General features: G+C 46.3%; 13 protein-coding genes. All 13 read left to right on the plus strand.

Annotation, left to right across the window (positions count from 1 at the left end; translation table 11 throughout):
• Nucleotides 1-3 precede the first annotated feature (3 nt).
• The 13 genes from SFRI_RS08650 (at nucleotide 4) to SFRI_RS08710 (ending at nucleotide 15,875) form a co-directional block, all read left to right on the plus strand.
• A complete protein-coding gene (locus SFRI_RS08650) occupies nucleotides 4-1,563 on the plus strand; it encodes a phage portal protein (RefSeq protein ID WP_011637144.1) in 1,560 nt (519 codons plus the stop codon).
• Nucleotides 1,484-3,556 (plus strand): ClpP-like prohead protease/major capsid protein fusion protein, encoded by a 2,073-nt coding sequence (locus SFRI_RS08655; RefSeq protein ID WP_244262864.1) that lies wholly within the window; start codon nucleotides 1,484-1,486, stop codon nucleotides 3,554-3,556. The genes SFRI_RS08650 and SFRI_RS08655 overlap by 80 nt, the downstream gene beginning before the upstream one ends.
• Nucleotides 3,557-3,659: 103 nt before the next feature.
• Nucleotides 3,660-3,980: a DUF2190 family protein gene (locus tag SFRI_RS08660; RefSeq protein ID WP_011637146.1), complete on the plus strand. Its 321-nt coding sequence runs from the start codon at nucleotides 3,660-3,662 to the stop codon at nucleotides 3,978-3,980.
• Complete coding sequence (locus tag SFRI_RS08665) at nucleotides 3,973-4,278, plus strand: hypothetical protein (protein WP_011637147.1); 306 nt, start codon at nucleotides 3,973-3,975, stop codon at nucleotides 4,276-4,278. The genes SFRI_RS08660 and SFRI_RS08665 overlap by 8 nt, the downstream gene beginning before the upstream one ends.
• A gap of 10 nt (nucleotides 4,279-4,288) precedes the next feature.
• Nucleotides 4,289-4,840, plus strand: coding sequence for a hypothetical protein (locus SFRI_RS08670; RefSeq protein WP_011637148.1), 552 nt, complete (start codon nucleotides 4,289-4,291; stop codon nucleotides 4,838-4,840).
• A gap of 25 nt (nucleotides 4,841-4,865) precedes the next feature.
• Nucleotides 4,866-5,291 (plus strand): hypothetical protein, encoded by a 426-nt coding sequence (locus SFRI_RS08675; protein WP_011637149.1) that lies wholly within the window; start codon nucleotides 4,866-4,868, stop codon nucleotides 5,289-5,291.
• A complete protein-coding gene (locus SFRI_RS08680; RefSeq protein ID WP_011637150.1) occupies nucleotides 5,288-6,007 on the plus strand; it encodes a phage tail tube protein in 720 nt (239 codons plus the stop codon). The genes SFRI_RS08675 and SFRI_RS08680 overlap by 4 nt, the downstream gene beginning before the upstream one ends.
• A gap of 77 nt (nucleotides 6,008-6,084) precedes the next feature.
• Nucleotides 6,085-9,963, plus strand: a complete 3,879-nt coding sequence (locus SFRI_RS08685) for a tape measure protein (protein WP_011637151.1) — start codon at nucleotides 6,085-6,087, stop codon at nucleotides 9,961-9,963.
• A gap of 36 nt (nucleotides 9,964-9,999) precedes the next feature.
• Nucleotides 10,000-10,377 (plus strand): hypothetical protein, encoded by a 378-nt coding sequence (locus tag SFRI_RS08690; RefSeq protein WP_011637152.1) that lies wholly within the window; start codon nucleotides 10,000-10,002, stop codon nucleotides 10,375-10,377.
• A gap of 34 nt (nucleotides 10,378-10,411) precedes the next feature.
• Nucleotides 10,412-12,850, plus strand: coding sequence for a hypothetical protein (locus tag SFRI_RS08695; protein ID WP_011637153.1), 2,439 nt, complete (start codon nucleotides 10,412-10,414; stop codon nucleotides 12,848-12,850).
• Nucleotides 12,851-12,866: 16 nt separating this feature from the next.
• A complete protein-coding gene (locus SFRI_RS08700) occupies nucleotides 12,867-13,826 on the plus strand; it encodes a hypothetical protein (RefSeq protein ID WP_011637154.1) in 960 nt (319 codons plus the stop codon).
• Nucleotides 13,819-14,106 (plus strand): hypothetical protein, encoded by a 288-nt coding sequence (locus SFRI_RS08705; RefSeq protein ID WP_011637155.1) that lies wholly within the window; start codon nucleotides 13,819-13,821, stop codon nucleotides 14,104-14,106. The genes SFRI_RS08700 and SFRI_RS08705 overlap by 8 nt, the downstream gene beginning before the upstream one ends.
• Nucleotides 14,103-15,875, plus strand: coding sequence for a hypothetical protein (locus SFRI_RS08710; protein WP_011637156.1), 1,773 nt, complete (start codon nucleotides 14,103-14,105; stop codon nucleotides 15,873-15,875). Before SFRI_RS08705 ends, SFRI_RS08710 begins: the two co-directional genes overlap by 4 nt.
• Nucleotides 15,876-15,900 lie beyond the last annotated feature (25 nt).

Consider the following 15,900-nt stretch of genomic DNA (forward strand, 5'->3'; position numbering starts at 1 on the left):
AATATGAGCATTATTAACGATGCACTATCGTATTTATCCCCTGGCTGGGCGCTAAAACGACAGGCAGCCGCAATGAGTTATCGCAACCTAAAAGGTTACGAAGCAGCCAGCCCAAGCCGAACACATAAAGCCAATAAAGAGGGGCGCGGGGCAAACCAAGCGGTATTTGCAGCAGGTAAAAGCTTGCGCGAACAGGCGCGATGGTTAGATGAAAACCACGACCTCAGTATTGGCATTTTAGACCGCATGGAAGAACGGGTAATTGGTGCGCAAGGTATTGTGGTTGAGCCACAGCCCCGCAGCATAAGCGGTGAAATACTCGACGAACTGGCCAATGATATTCAGCGTCGTTTTGCTGCATGGTCATTAAAGCCTGACGTAACAGGGCGCTACACTCGGCCAGAGCTTGAACGCTTAGTGTTACGTACCGCATTGCGCGACGGTGAAGTATTCGGCCATCAAGTGCGTGGCAAGGTGGCTAAGTTTGGTCATCCCAACCCGCAAGGCACGCAATACAGTATTGAAGCGTTAGAGCCTGATTACATTCCGTTTGAACTTAACGATGTATCAACCCGCGTTCGACAAGGGTTAGAGGTTAATGGTTGGGGGCAGGTGGTTAATTACCATGTGTTGTTTGATCACCCTTCTGACCAAATTGGCTTTCGCTATAAAACCAAAATGGTACCTGCAAGTAACATGCTGCACCTTGGCATGTTTAAGCGTTTGCACCAGCTGCGCGGTATCAGTATTTTTCACGGCATTTTAACGCGCCTTGGCGACATTAAAGACTATGAAGAATCTGAACGGGTAGCCGCTCGTATTGCTGCAGCGTTAGCGTTTTACATCAAACGCGGTGACGCGAGTATGTTTGGCCTAGATGGTGATGCTAAAGCTGACCGTGAAATTAACATTGCACCAGGCATGACCTTTGATGATCTCGCTGTTGGTGAAGACGTCGGCATGATTGAGTCCAATCGCCCCAACGTGCATTTAGTCGATTTTCGTAATGGCCAGTTAAAAGCCTGTGCCGCGGGGACCCGCGGTAGTTACTCGAGCATTGCGCGTGACTATCAAGGCAGTTACTCAAGCCAGCGCCAAGAGCTGGTTGAGCAAGACGAGTCGAACCGCATTATGCAGCAATGGTTTTGTGCCGGTTGGGCGCGGCCTGCGTTTCGTAACTGGTTGGAAATGGAGTTAATGAACAAGCAGGACCCTATCACCCTGCCGCCAGACCTAGACACCCGCACCTTGTTTGATGCTGTGTATTACGGCCCCACCATGCCATGGATTGACCCCCGCAAAGAATCCCAAGGTTGGGAAATGATGATAGCCGGTAATGCCGCAACCGAGGCTGACTGGGCGCGAGCTCGTGGCCGTAACCCAAGCGAAGTTAAACGACAACGTCAACGTGAGCTGAAGTTTAACCGCGAAAACGACATGGTCACGGGTAACGACCCAGAGCCACAAAACGGAGAAACCCCAAGTGAAAAAGACAAAACTAAGTCTAGCCGTGGCCGCCATGATGCTAATGCCAAGCGCATCAGCGAGCTTGACCGAGAGTAAAGGAAAACGCGGTATCTACAGCATGAAAGGTGCTGCCAATGGCGTGGTCGAATTGATTTTATATGGCGATGTTGGCTGGGATTTTACCGCCAAACAAATCGCCACTGACCTACGTGCAATGGGCAAAGTATCGCAAATTAACGCTTACATTCAATCGGGTGGCGGCGATGTGATGGACGGCATGGCCATTTATAACATTCTCGCGCGTTGGCCTTGCCAAAAGTCGATTTGTATTGAGTCGGTTGCAGCTTCTATGGCCAGTGTTATTTGCATGGCATTCGATACCGTGATTATGCCGTCCAATGCCTTTTTGATGATCCATAGCAATTGGGGCGGTGCCGTTGGTACTGCTGATGATTTACGTGAATACGCGGACTTGCTCGATAAGTGGCGCTCAAGTATGGGCAAGGCTTATCAAGATAAAGCCGGCGGCAAGTTAAGTGATGAACAGCTAGGACAATTTTTTAAAGAAGACACTTGGTTGTCTGCGCAAGAAGCGGTTGATCTTGGGCTAGCAGATGAAGTGATAGAACCGATGCAAATGGCTGCATCAATTAATTTTAAACGACTGAAGGACTTTAATAATATGCCTAAAGCATTACAAACCCTGCTAGCACAACAGGGCAATATCGGTGCTACCACCCCCAATTCGCCTGCGCCAGCAGCCATTAATACACCAGCCCCAGTAGCTTCGGTACCAGCACCAGTTGCACCGTCGCAAGCTGATATTCAAGCTGCTGCCATTACCTTTAATGCAGAACGTATTACCGGTATTAATGCCGCGTTTGCTACGTTCCCGCAATTAGCTGAACTTAAAAACAGTTGTATTGCTGATGCCAACATCAACGCAGACAAAGCCAAAGACATGATTTTGGCTAAGCTTGGCGAAGGTGTCACGCCATGCGCCGTACAGCCTAAAAGTGTCATTATTCATGCCAGCAACGGTAACATTGTTGGTGACTCAATTCGTGCGCAATTAATGGCTCGAGCAGGCCATGAAGCGGCACAAAAAGACAATGGCTATGGTAGCTATAACTTACGTGAACTTGCTCGTGCATCATTAGCCGACCGCGGTATTGGTTGTGCCGGTATGAACGTGATGCAAATGGTGGGGTTAGCGTTTACTCATACCTCATCTGATTTCGGTAACATCATGTTAGATGTGGCCAATAAGTCAGTATTAAAAGGTTGGGCTGAAGCGGCTGAAACCTTTGAACGTATCGCTAAAAAAGGTCAGTTAAGTGACTTTAAAGTCGCGCATCGTGTTGGCATGGGTGAGTTTAAAAGCTTACCAGAAGTGAAGGACGGAGCAGAGTACAAGTACATCACTGTTGGTGACCACGCTGAAAAAATTGCCCTAGCAACTTACGGCGGCATTTTCACGTTAACACGCCAAACGGTTATCAACGATGACATGGACATGTTAATGGGCGTACCGATGAAAATGGGTAAAGCCGCTAAGCGCACTATTGGTGATTTGTTCTGGGCCGTGTTAACCAAAAACGCCAAAATGAACGACGGCAAAGCTTTGTTCCATGCCGATCACGGCAACTTAACATCGGGCGCACCAAGCGTTGAAGCGTTCAGCATTGCGGCTGAGTTAATGGAATCGCAAATGATTGGCGAATCTCCATTAAACATCATGCCAGCATTTGCATTGGTACCACCTAACCTTAAGCGTGCAGTGCTGCAAATCATTCAATCAACGTCGGTTAAAGGCACCGATGCAAACTCAGGTATTGCTAACCCAATCCGCGACTTTGTTGAAGTATTGTCAGAGCCTCGCTTAAAAGCGAAAAGCGATAAAGAGTGGTATTTGTCAGCCGCTCAAGGTGAAGACACCATTGAAGTGGCTTACCTTGATGGTATCGACACGCCATACATTGAGCAGCAACAAGGTTTCACCGTTGATGGTGTAGCAACCAAAGTGCGTATTGATGCCGGTGTATCACCACTTGATCACCGTGGCTTGGTTAAATCAACGGGTGTGTAAGGCAGTGGTAAACCTAAAGCCTTTTACAACAACAGGGCCGCGAACTCGATTGAGTCAGCGGCCTTTTTAATGGCAAATTTTTAACGTAATTGGGAAAAAACTTATGAAAAATTGTGTAGCAGATGGCACTACCATCGACTTTATCGCCACGGCAGCAGTTGCTAGTGGTGACCCAGTATTAGTAGGTAAAGTGGTTGCCGTGTCGCTTGGCAATGTTGCTATTGGTGAGCCAGGTGTGGGTGCAACTGAAGGCGTGTATGAATTGCCAAAAGTGACTGCAGATGACATTACCCAAGGTGGGCAGGTGTATATCAAGGCTGATGGCATGATCACTAGTGTTGCATCTGGCAATACCTTAGCCGGTAAAGCATGGGCCGATGCGGCTAACCCGAGTGATAGCGTTTGGGTAAAAGTTAATGCCTAGCGTTAACGAACGCATAGCCGCCAAGCTGGCACGTGCGTTTATTAAGCTGGCACAGCCGTGCCAGTTTATTCCTAATTCAGGATCGCCAGCATTCAGCCGAAGTGTTCACCTGCCGCCAACCGAAATAGATCGCAGTAATGAATACATTCAAGAACCGATAGCACTCGCTGAGTTTTTGCAGCAAGAAGGCGCGGTAATGGCTGATGATGTGTTTGAGTTAAATGGCAAGCAACATAGGTTAACTCAACTGCATACGCGGGATGAAATTACCGTCACGTTTATTTACTTAGAAATATAAGTGGTTATTTATGGCATTAAGAGTCACAGGGTTTGAGGCTGTAGATCGCGAGCTTAAACGCATGCGTGATGCTCAATCACCCGCGATTGCTAAAGCCATAGATGAGGCTGCCAAGTTTGGTAATCAACTTGCTGTAGATGGTGTATTCAGCAAATACGGCTTTAAGTCTAAGTCGTATGTTGAGCAATATTTCAGTGTCAGCATTAATCCTAAAACCCTAACTGCATCAATTAGTGCAAGGATGCGCCCCAGCACCTTAACCCGTTTTGCCAGCCCACGTTATAAAGTGGGTAAGCGGGCGGCAAGGGTGGCTGCAGGCTTTAGCGTTAACGTTATTCGCAATAAACCCGTGTGGTTTAGTGGTGCGTTTACTGTCATTGGCCGCAACGGTAATCAACTAATGTTCAGTCGCAAAAAGGGTAATAACTCTTGGCGTGAACTTAACGGACAAAAAGCGTTATACGGCCCTTCAGTGGCGGGCAGCTTTGGCTTTATGCGTGACGATTTAGAGCCACCCATTATTGCCCATTTGCGTAAAAAATATGGCCAATACGCTAAGTAGTCTTTTACCAGGCATCGAGGTACCCATGATCCAAACTATTTTAGACCGGCTCAAATTGGTTGACGGCGCGGCTGTGCGCGAAGGGTTTTATGCCCAAGGGCTGGCAAAAGAACAACAGTTTATCTTTTTGCAGCCTTACACCGATTTGTTCGGTGCTAAAAACGGGCTAGATAAATACCGTGATGAAATTGCCTTACAAGTGGTAGCCGGTATCAATTTAAGTAAATCAACCGAACCCACCGCCGAACTAATCAACTTAGTTCGAGACATTCGCAGCGCCTTTTTTAAAGACGAGCGTAACACTGAAAAACCCTCGTGGTTGCCTAGTGCTATCAGCTTTAAAGAAGCTGAACCCTGTAAATACATTATGCCCGAAGCCCATGAAAAACATGGTCTGGCGGTCATTACCTTAACCCTTGTTCATTTAGTTACATTTGGAGATAAATTATGAGCGAAACCGTAACCGAAAGTTACATCGGCTCAGGCATTGTGTATGTCAATGGCCGCGATGTTGGTAACGCCAGTGGCGTAAAAATCGACATCGAGCAAGAAACCAAAGAGCAGCCTAACTATCGTGGCGGTGGCGGTAATGCCGCTGAAATCACTAAAGTGAAATCGGTAAAGCTATCGATGACATTAAACGATTTTAGTAACGCCAACTTAGCATTGGGCTTGCGCGGTAAAGTTGAAGTATTAACCGCCGGTGCTGTCACCGACGAAGTGATTACTGCCATATTAGATGGTTTAGCCGACACCGCGAAAATGATTGATACCACTATCCCGCCAGTTGTCACTAATGCGGCAGGTTCAACTACTTACGACGTTGATGTTGATTATGTTGTTAGTGCCGGTGGTATTCGTGCATTAAGCACTGGTGCTATTACTGCAGCAGAATCGTTAAAAGTCAGTTACACCAGTAAAGCGGGTAACGCTTTGCAAGCACTGGTTGAGTCAGGCGCTGAGGTCAAAGTGATTGTTGATGGTGTCAACGATGCCACAGGAAAACCTTACACGCTTAAGTTCTACCGCTGGAAGCCTAGCCCAACATCAGGTCTAGATTTAATCGGTGACGACTTTGGTTCGTTTGACATTGAAGGTGGCGTACTTGCCGACAGCAGTATTGTCGCTACTGGTAAGTCTAAATTCTTTGTGCGTAGCGCAGCGTAAAACGTTTTACCTCAACAACCCACAACAGCAATGTTGTGGGTTTTTTATTTTGTTTTTTAACGCTAATTTGGTGATGTATGAGTTTTAAAGACCAAGTCATTAACCTGATCATTCAGGGCAAAGATTTATTTTCCAGTGAAGCCAAGAAGTCTGAAAAAGCGGTTGCTGAATTAGCATCACAAAGCGAAATCCTTAATGCCCGTTTAAAAGAGTTAGAAGATTTACAAGCGGCCGCCAATTCAATTGATGGTTTAACCGCATCAATCAGTAAAGGCGAACGTGCATATAAAGATAACTCGGTTGCACTCGACAAGTTAGTCACCGAACAAAAGGCAGCAGTTAAAGAATTAAAACAACTTGAGGCTGCTCAAAAGGCGGCTGAAGGTTCAACCAATCAACTTGAGCAAGAATACAATCAAGCTCAAGCCGCATTAGTTAAATATGAAACCGAGCTACAACAAGCCCGGGTTGAAGTAGCAAAGCTCAGTACCGAGCAACAACAAGGTGCCACGGCCAGCAAAGAACAAGCGACCGCATTAACTAAAGCCAGTACCGATTTACAAAAATTAACCAATGAACAAACCAGCGCAAAAAATGCTGCCACCGAACTGGCAACTGCGTTAGATAACCAGCGCCGAGATCTGCTTGAGGTTAGCACCGCCACCGAAGCTGCTAGTCGAAATAAAGCTGATTACACATTAAAGGTTAAAACTGCTCGCACCGAGGTAAACCAGCTAGCGAGCAGTATTAACAAAAACAAAACTGAATTAGACAAAAACACTGCCAGTTTAAAAAATGCCGGCATCAGTACGGATAAGCTGGCAGATGCCAGTAAAGAATTAAAGCAGCAACAAGTCGCCGCTGAGACAGCGTTAAGCGGTGTTAATAACAAGCTTGAACGCCACAATAAGTTATTAACAGAATCGAAAAAACAAGCCGGTGATTTTGGTGGCAGCATTAAAAGTGCAACTGTCTCATTGGTTGCCATGGCCGGAGCCTACATTGGTGTCGATAAGTTATGGGAAAGCCTAAAGTCGATCCTCACCGCAGGGGATGAAGCAAAAGCCTTTGGTGTGCAAATGAGCGCCATGATGGGCAGTATTGCCAGTGGTGAACAAGCGACAAAATGGATTAAAGACTTTGCCAATAATACCGGCACAAGGTTAGATACTGCCAAACAAGCCTTTGCCTCATTGAAAACATTTGGCATTGATCCAATGAATGGATCATTGCAGTCGATGGTTGATTACAATGCACGTTTAGGTGGCAGCCAAGAAAAATTAGAAGGGATTATTTTAGCGGTTGGCCAAGCATGGGCTAAGCAGAAACTGCAAGGTGAGGAAATCTTACAGCTGGTTGAGCGCGGCGTGCCCGTGTGGGACTTGCTTGAAAAAGTCACCGGTAAAAACGTGACGCAGTTGCAAAAAATGAGCGCAGCAGGCGAGTTGGGCCGCGACGTCATGAAGCAACTGTTTGACGAAATGGGCAAGCAAGCCAACGGCCAAGCATCAAAAAGCTTAGACCTGTTGGGTGGTCAGATTAATTTAATCTCAAACAAGTGGACCGAGTTTAAGCAAATTATTGCCGATTCTGGTGCGTACCAGGTGGCGGTTGATTTACTTAAAGACATTAACGCAAGGTTTGATGAATTAAATAAAGGCGGGAAGATAAAGGAAGCCGCACAGGATATCAGTGATTTTTTCACCACCATACTTAAAGATGGTGGCGATAGCATTAAGACTACACTCGAAAATATTACCGCATTCACAACAGGTTTAAATGTTGTTTCTGGTAGTTTGCGCGCGTTGTTCAATGGTTTGTCGCTCATGGTATCCGCTTTTGGTGCTGCAGTTGCTGGTGCGTTTGCCATGTTCCCACTAGGTATGGCAAAAGCGCTGAGTGTTTTTGGTGATAATGCTCTATCAAATAAATTCCAAGAAGCCGCTGATGGATTGTTATCTATATCTAAGGCGTATGTTGAGCAAGTTAAACAAGATGCTAAAGATGTTGCGACCGCGCTTAAACAAGCCGGTGTAGATATTCAAAGTGATTCTGATGACACGACAAAAACACAGGTTGAGAATGCTGAAAAAGTTAAAGCAGCCATGCAATCACAAGCTGAGGCACGCTATAGCGCTTATCAAAAGGATGTTGCAACCAGTGAGAAGTTATCAGGCTTAGCTCAAAAAGAAGTTGATGATTGGAAGGCTCGACAAAAGGCTGCAGAAGACCATTACACCAAACTGAAAAGTAGCGGTACCGCTACGTTAGAGGAAATTGAAGCCGCCGAAACAAGGTATGGTAGTGCCACCTTAAAAGTAACTGATTTGTTGGTTGCTCAATCTTCTGCCCAGCGTGATTTAACCGATTCGCAATTAAAGCTAAATGCGGCGACTGTGGTTTTTCTATCTGCTCAAAGCGAACTTGCCGACAGAGAACTAAGCAAGGTTCGCGATGCTTACATCGAGGGCACTACATCAGTTGAGGACTATGAAAAAGCCCAAGCTAAAGCGAAAACTGCGGCAGAGGCATTAGCCAAAGCGCAAGGTGAATTGGTTAACTCAACAGACGCGCAGACAAGGGCTGTTAATGATTATGAAGCGGCGATGGAGCAAGCCAATGTCACTACATTAAAGTCGCTGCAAGATTTAGCGGCCAAAGCAAAAAAAGCCTACGACCAGACTAGTGAAGCCATTAAAAATGGCGTCGGCTCAACTTATGACGCTGAGCAAGCCTTTTTAAAATATGCGGACGCATCGATAAAAGCCGCGGCGGCTGGTGATAAGCAGGTCGAGGCCAGTATTCGTCAACAAGCTGCTAATCTTGGCTTGAGCGATAATATTGAGGATTTAATAAAGCAGTATTATCGGCTAAAAGACTCGCAAAAGGATTTGGTTGATGATGTTAATAATACTGAAGATCAAGTAAACAATGCGAACCAAGGCATTGGCACTACCATGGAAAACACCATGGGGGTGGTGGTTAAAAGTGCGCAGCAAGCCGGTTCTGCATTAGCCAGTGTTGCCAAGTTCTTCACCGATTATTTAAAAAGTGTTACAGCCGAAGTCGCTGAACTCAGCACGGGGGCTGTGGCTTACTTTAAGTCGATACTGTATGGCCAAACGCTATTAACTGACTCAAGCAGTGAACTAGAGAAAACCATTAAGATTTACAAAAATCTAAGTGGTGAGATTAGTGATCTGCTTGATGTGCAAGCCAAATCAATCGATTTTACTGGCATTAGTAATTTTGCCCGTAAAGCCGAGATAGCCGGTAAGCAAGCGCAGGCGGCCTATTATGGCCAACGCATTGAACTGTTAAAAATGGTTGATGCCCTTGATGCTGCCGAAAGTGGCAACATTGGCTTAATCAATAGTGCCGAACGTGCGGCTAACTCAATGAACTTGATGAACGATCAAGACTTGGGAGTGCTGCGCACGGCCATTGATTCGGCTAAATCGAGCATGGACTCTCTACGTGATAGTGCTCAATCAACCCTCGATACGTTGCAAGACGAACTAGACGGTTACCTTGGCCGCCAGGATGAAATCGAAAAGCGCCGTTATCAGCAAGAGCTAGCCGATATTAAAACCCAGTTAGCTCAAGCTGAATCAACGGGCGACAAGACACTCATCACCCAACTGAGAGAAGCCGAAAAAACGCTAAACAAGGTTTACGCTTATCGCACCGCCGAAATCAAAGCCCAGCAAGACGCTAGCGAAAAGCAAGCCATTAGCGACGCAGCTACCACCAAACAGCAATCTACCGCCAGTGCTGTGCAAACCAATGTGACTACCCAAACCCAGCCAACCATTACAACGGCCGCCGCGAATAGTAGCGACACCGTAGTGCTGCAGCTGCAAGTGGGTAACCGCACGTTTGATGCACAAACCAAGCGCAGTATTGTGAATGAACTTGTGGCCGAAATTAAGCGTTTGCAGTCGGTGGGTGGTTAGCCGCTCGTTTGCCGTAACACTACATAAAGAGGCGCTATGTTTAACACCACTATCGACACCATTGTGTTGACCGAACCATTGCACTGGCTGAACCGCAATAACACCCAACGGGTTGCTGCCAATATGAAGCGGGCACTTAACGGTGCCCCGCATATTCAGCAAACTATTATCCCTGCAGGTATTGCGCTAGAGCTTGGCAGTAAAAACGGTTGGATGCCCCGCAGTGAGTTTGAACAACTGCAAGCCCACGCGGCCACCACATTAACCGAGTTTACGATTAACCACGACGGCAATGACATTAACGTGATGTGGGATAGCACTAAAAACAGCGTGATCACTGGTGACGATGTTGATGACCAATTGGGTGGGTATCCGTTGCTGACAAACGTGGTATTACGATTTTTAACGCTGTAACTCTTCCTCGCTTATTGATAAACACAGGTGGCCCATGAGCATTACCCGTAATGATTTAAAGATATTTAAACCCGAACAGCTGGGTACCAGCGACGATGCTGGCGGCCAACGAACTCGTAATGCGGTGCAATCTGGTAAGTTAAATGAATTATTTACTGCGATTTCTGACATTGACCACGCGCAATCGTCACTCGATATTGTTAAATGCTACCCCGCTTTAGACACCATAGACACTGGCACCTTGCTCGATGCGCATGTGTTTATTAGTCAGCCACCGAGTGATCCGCTCGTGTCGATGTTGTTAGTTGAAGCCGATGCGTTAGACGATGAAGACCGTATGGTCGAAATGAAAGAGATTCTAGAATCGTCGGTTACCGCGGGGTCATTAATCCGTTCGGGCGCACCAGGCTTCTTACCCAATCAAAACAGCTTTAGCCGCGAGTATTTACAGTCTACGTATATGTTTGACGGCAAAGAGTATCGTAAAACCACCAGTTTACGCGTTGGCCAAGTGATTGCCATTACCGTTGAGTATGCAGGTATTGAAGATGCCGACTGGCCGCGTAAAACCCATTACTGCATGGTGACCGATACCAATGCACCTGGTAACAGTGAAGGCAATATTGTATTTGATCCACCCATCGATTTTGCTACCCCTGACTATAACGTCACCGTGAACGCCACAAGTAATTGCACCAAGCTGCGACTCACCAACGAAGCCAGCCCGTTAACGTTTCATGGTGTGAGTAAGTTAACTGCTGCCAGTAGCAACAAGAATCTAGCCGTGCAAGCAGTACAGCAAAACCTATTGCCAGTGGTATTAAGCGAACAAGTTAAAACAGGCCAAGCCATTAGCGACGGTGACATAGTCCGTAAAACCGTATCGCAAAATGCGACAACTGCACAAAGCTATCAGTTTGCCTTGGTTGATGTATTACAGGGCGCCAATATCGCCGTTGATTACACCCCTATCACCAGTTACACATCGGGTGGCATTCAATACGGCAGTGATGACGCCATTGTGGTGGTCAGCAGTGACACGGTGAGTGTGACGTTATCGCGTAAACCTGATCTCAATACCCCTGTGTCGTTGCAGTACATCTCGGGTGTGTCGTATCAAAACTATGACAATGCTGATGTGTTCCCTGCAGATCGTGAATTGGTACCCAACACGTTAACGGGTAAAGTGACTCGCCAAAGTACGCCATATCAATTTACCGAGCGTGATGGCGCGTTATACATCACAGTTTTTTCGAGTGTTGGGTCGCTTGTTGTTCAAGAAGAAATACGTGCAGCCATTGTGGACTATCAAACAGGCATCATCACGCTTGAGAATGGTATCTCTAATCTTGTGTATGTTGGCTTAGTCATTGCGCCAGAATCAGCCAATGTGGCTACGTTCGTACTCAATGCCAGTGATGCATTGTTAGATACCTTTTACATGCAAGTGTTTACCGTGGGTGATGTGTTAATCAGTGCCAGCTGTGACAGTAACGGCACGGTAACGGGTACAGGCATTAGCGGCAGTATTGTCAATAACCTGGTGCAGTTGTCGTTTACTCAAGACGTTAAGTTAAGCACCTTACGGTATGACATTACCGAGCAAGTGCGCAATCTACCGCCTGCTGACATTTATGGCCTAAACCCGCTGCGGATCCCCAATGCAGGTATTGTCGATATTTATCGCGCTTGGGGCACCATTGCTGTGTCGCACACTGACTATCAAAACATCGTTAGCCCAAGTAGTGGCACAATAGTTACGATTCGCACTGGCAGCAACTTTGTTGATATTAGCGACGCAACAGGTGCCAGTTTGTGGACCGCAACCAGTGATCACTTTAGCGTGGACAGTACAGCCGGCACCGTTACCTTAAACAGTGACTTTAGCGGTTTTACTGCGCCGTTTATCTTAAGCGACACCATTAGCGAGTTAGCGTTAGTGACTGCAGTGAACACCAATAAAGTCACGGTTTCAGCTGCGTTGTCGCGTGAATATCCTATTGGTTCAAGTGTGGCCAGTGTGCAAATACTCGGTGACTTACAAGCGCGAGTCGGCAAAGTGCGCGACATGACCAGCTGGGCTAACAATTGGGACTTAGACGGTGAAGCTGCCCAAGGCACGTTAAACACGGTGGATTACCCAATTGAGGTCACTAATGCGGCGGCAGTGAATGAAGATTGGGTGTTGGTGTTTACCTCGACCACAGCGTTTCGTTGCGTCGGTAAACGTATTGGCCAAATTGCCACGGGTGACACGGTAAACGACTTTGCCCCAATTAACTCGCTAACCAATCAACCTTACTTTGTGATCCGCTCGGGTGCGTTCGGTGCCGGTTGGAATCCTGGTGAAGCCATTCGCTTTGCCACGGTTGCCAGCGCTAAACCGGTAATGCCAATTAGAACCGTGCAAGCGGGCCACAGTCAAATCAATACCGACCGCGCCGTATTAGCGTTTCGCGGTAACGAAGCTTAATTAAGAGGTCAATATTATGGGATTACCAGTAACAGTTTATCGTTGGGATGATGCGGGTGCGCCGCAGTTTGGGGCATCACCAAAACCCTCAGATGTACTTTCTATATTGAAAGCTTGTTTAGTAAATGGTTATGGTGCTAAACAACCTTTAGGTTGGTCAGTCGCTTTTGAGGATGCAGTAACTTATGCAATTATGTTTAGAAATTCGCCAACAGACGGTACTGGTGGGTACTTAAAAGTTTCAGCTGAGCTTGGTTTAAATACTTACGGTACTGAAATATCCCTAAAAGCGTCTAGTGGCGCATCTTCATTATCATCACAAATAAACGCCTCATTTATACAAACTTTTAAGTGTTCTATTTATGATACACATTGGGTTTTAATAGGCACGTCAAGAGGGTTTTATTTTCAAATACTAGATGGTACTACTTTAAAAAGCGTACCAACTAACGCTAATTCAAATAATACCTTATGGTTTGCTGGTGATATTAATAGTTACTACGCTAATGATGCAGGGGCTTTCACAACCATATGTAACCTTAGAGTAGGTGACGATGTATCATCACATTATAGTGAGTCTATGAGTGAACTCCAACTAGGCAGCGCCTTATGCGCTTTGTATGATGCGGATGGTGGTACTAATAAACAAAATTACGAATGTGTTAATGCATTACTTACTGACACTTATTCAAACATATCTGGGTACGCAAGTGATGAGTCTTTAATTAATTTGTTTACTGTACCGCAAATTGGAACACTTAGTGCGTATAAAGATAGGTTCGGCGTACCTGTTACTAAAAGTAACATTGCCCCTTGGATACGTGGCGAATTACCAGGATTAGTCCTGTCATCAATATCTACTAACGTCAGCACAAATTGGCCTGTTTTATTAGACATTGGTGGTAATCAGCATATGGGGATGCCATCAAGGGTGGCTCACCAAGTGTATATAAATTTGGTTACTTGGTATGAATAAATTAAAGCGAAGTGTTGTTATTGCAGGTAATTTCTTATATGTCTCTAAGTTAGAGGTAAGCACTGATGTAGACGCTGAACGGTTGTTAATTATAGACCGTTCTACGTTTGAAGTTATCATGGCTCACACAACCAAGGGTGTTGCTATAACTACTATGATATTACCTGTTAAATATAGCTCATCAAATAACCTTTGTGCGATAATCTTTGATGATGGTGGTGAATATAACGCCGCGATTGTTGATGGTATAACAGCTGAACTTTTTGACGCAAATACATGACCCTTTTAATATTTAGCGAACCTTGGCCAAATGCCACCTCACCAATCACCATTCGATTTGAGGCTGAGGTGGTACCAGAGCCGCCCATTCGCGCCCCATCTTTGGGTATTCATTTAGGCGTAAGCTGGCAACCGCCATTAATCGCGGCCAATGATTATCAATTGGTAAACTCAAGCAAACAACTCGGCAATCAAGTTCAGTTAGGCGTTTTATCAAATACTGCAACTGACTACTGTGTAAAAACCCAATGGCAAAACAAACCACTCACTCAACTGCAAACAGCAATACATTATGCTGGCAATGCGTTAACTGAGTTGACTGTAAACTGGCAATGGTTTGTTGCTCCTAGCGTTGAGCAAGGTTTCACATTGGCTTGGCTGGTACCAAATCAACACAGCACGGTTATGTCTGTCGATTGGCAAGTAGCACCAAGGCTGAATACGTTCCAAGCCAATATCAATTGGTGTGATGGTGCAGCATTAGTTAACGATATCACCACGGCTTACCGCTATGGCAATGTCAGACTAATACAACCAAGCGTTGCTTGGGGGCCACATACCGCCAGTTGGATTTGTTCAACCCGATATCGACCACCTACGGGCAAAGTGACGATTCGATTTCGCGAACCTTGGGCCAATTCAACTAACCCATTGCAGCTGCGTTTTACCGCTTCAGCAAACTATTGCTACTTTGACGACGGTGGTGGTTTAGTTGACGCCAACCCAAGCTTACCCAGCCTTGATTTTGAAACCCCTATTGAACCTCAACTGCGCAGGTATTATTTAATGCAGCCAACCATTACGTGTGTGCGTGTGTCTGACGACGTACCAATTGTGATCAGCAATATTAGTATCAGCCGCAGCCGTGGCCAGTGGGCCAGCTCAGTGAATATTGATTTTTCAAGTCGCATCGATGCCAGCCGTGCTGAAAACCAACTGCTTAAAGTCGGCATTAACGGCTATGAGTTCTTTACTTTGGTTGAGCAAAACAGTGTAAGCAAAGTGTTTGGCAATGAAACATACCGTGGCACGGGCCGCAGCCGCAGCGCCGAACTTGCTACGCCATACGTATTGCCGATCAGTTATACCAACGCAACATCACGCAGTTTTGCAGGTTTACTCACTGACATGCTGCAATTCACTGGTTGGACAATTGCGCTTAATGGCATCGTTGATTTTAACGTACCTGCAGGCGCATTTAGCGTTGGCAATAAATCGCCCATCGATGCAGTGCAAGAAGCCGTGGCCCAATTAGGTTGCATGTTGTTATCGAACGACGAAACCAAAGCATTAACCGTGGTCCCACGTTGGCCAACCGTGCCGTGGTTAATGGATGGTGTAATACCAGACTTAACCGTGCACGATGCGGTGATCACCAGTTACAGTGAGTCAAAAGAAATCGATACCGAGTGCAATGTGGTTTGGCTTCGGGGTGAGCAGCAGGGCATTAGCGCAAAAGTAAAACGTGCAGGCACTGCAGGCAATATCGCCGCCGATGACATCAGCGCCCAACTGATTGTTGATAACCAAGCCGCCCGAACAGCCGGCACTAACGCACTGGCCGACACGGGCAACAAGCTTAATATCAATATGAGTTTGCCTATTATGGCCGACTTACCACCTGCAACACCTGGTATGTTAATTGGTATTCGTGAAGGTGTCGATGTGTTCAAAGGTACGTGCGATTCGGTGACAATCAGTGCATCAGTTAGCGACACTGGCGACATCGATGTAGAGCAAACCATCACCGTCGTTCGTCACGTTGCATAAGTTGTTGTACCAAAACCAGCATAAG

This window comes from Shewanella frigidimarina NCIMB 400 (assembly GCF_000014705.1).
In the GTDB taxonomy this organism is placed as follows: Bacteria; Pseudomonadota; Gammaproteobacteria; order Enterobacterales; family Shewanellaceae; genus Shewanella; species Shewanella frigidimarina.

What these genes read in the sequence shown, in the direction of transcription:
- SFRI_RS08650 (WP_011637144.1), top strand. Translation starts at nt 4, where the DNA reads ATGAGCATTATTAACGATGCACTATCGTATTTATCCCCTGGCTGGGCG.
- SFRI_RS08660 (WP_011637146.1), top strand. Translation starts at nt 3,660, where the DNA reads ATGAAAAATTGTGTAGCAGATGGCACTACCATCGACTTTATCGCCACG.
- SFRI_RS08665 (WP_011637147.1), top strand. Translation starts at nt 3,973, where the DNA reads ATGCCTAGCGTTAACGAACGCATAGCCGCCAAGCTGGCACGTGCGTTT.
- SFRI_RS08670 (WP_011637148.1), top strand. Translation starts at nt 4,289, where the DNA reads ATGGCATTAAGAGTCACAGGGTTTGAGGCTGTAGATCGCGAGCTTAAA.
- SFRI_RS08675 (WP_011637149.1), top strand. Translation starts at nt 4,866, where the DNA reads ATGATCCAAACTATTTTAGACCGGCTCAAATTGGTTGACGGCGCGGCT.
- SFRI_RS08680 (WP_011637150.1), top strand. Translation starts at nt 5,288, where the DNA reads ATGAGCGAAACCGTAACCGAAAGTTACATCGGCTCAGGCATTGTGTAT.
- SFRI_RS08685 (WP_011637151.1), top strand. Translation starts at nt 6,085, where the DNA reads ATGAGTTTTAAAGACCAAGTCATTAACCTGATCATTCAGGGCAAAGAT.
- SFRI_RS08690 (WP_011637152.1), top strand. Translation starts at nt 10,000, where the DNA reads ATGTTTAACACCACTATCGACACCATTGTGTTGACCGAACCATTGCAC.
- SFRI_RS08695 (WP_011637153.1), top strand. Translation starts at nt 10,412, where the DNA reads ATGAGCATTACCCGTAATGATTTAAAGATATTTAAACCCGAACAGCTG.
- SFRI_RS08700 (WP_011637154.1), top strand. Translation starts at nt 12,867, where the DNA reads ATGGGATTACCAGTAACAGTTTATCGTTGGGATGATGCGGGTGCGCCG.
- SFRI_RS08705 (WP_011637155.1), top strand. Translation starts at nt 13,819, where the DNA reads ATGAATAAATTAAAGCGAAGTGTTGTTATTGCAGGTAATTTCTTATAT.
- SFRI_RS08710 (WP_011637156.1), top strand. Translation starts at nt 14,103, where the DNA reads ATGACCCTTTTAATATTTAGCGAACCTTGGCCAAATGCCACCTCACCA.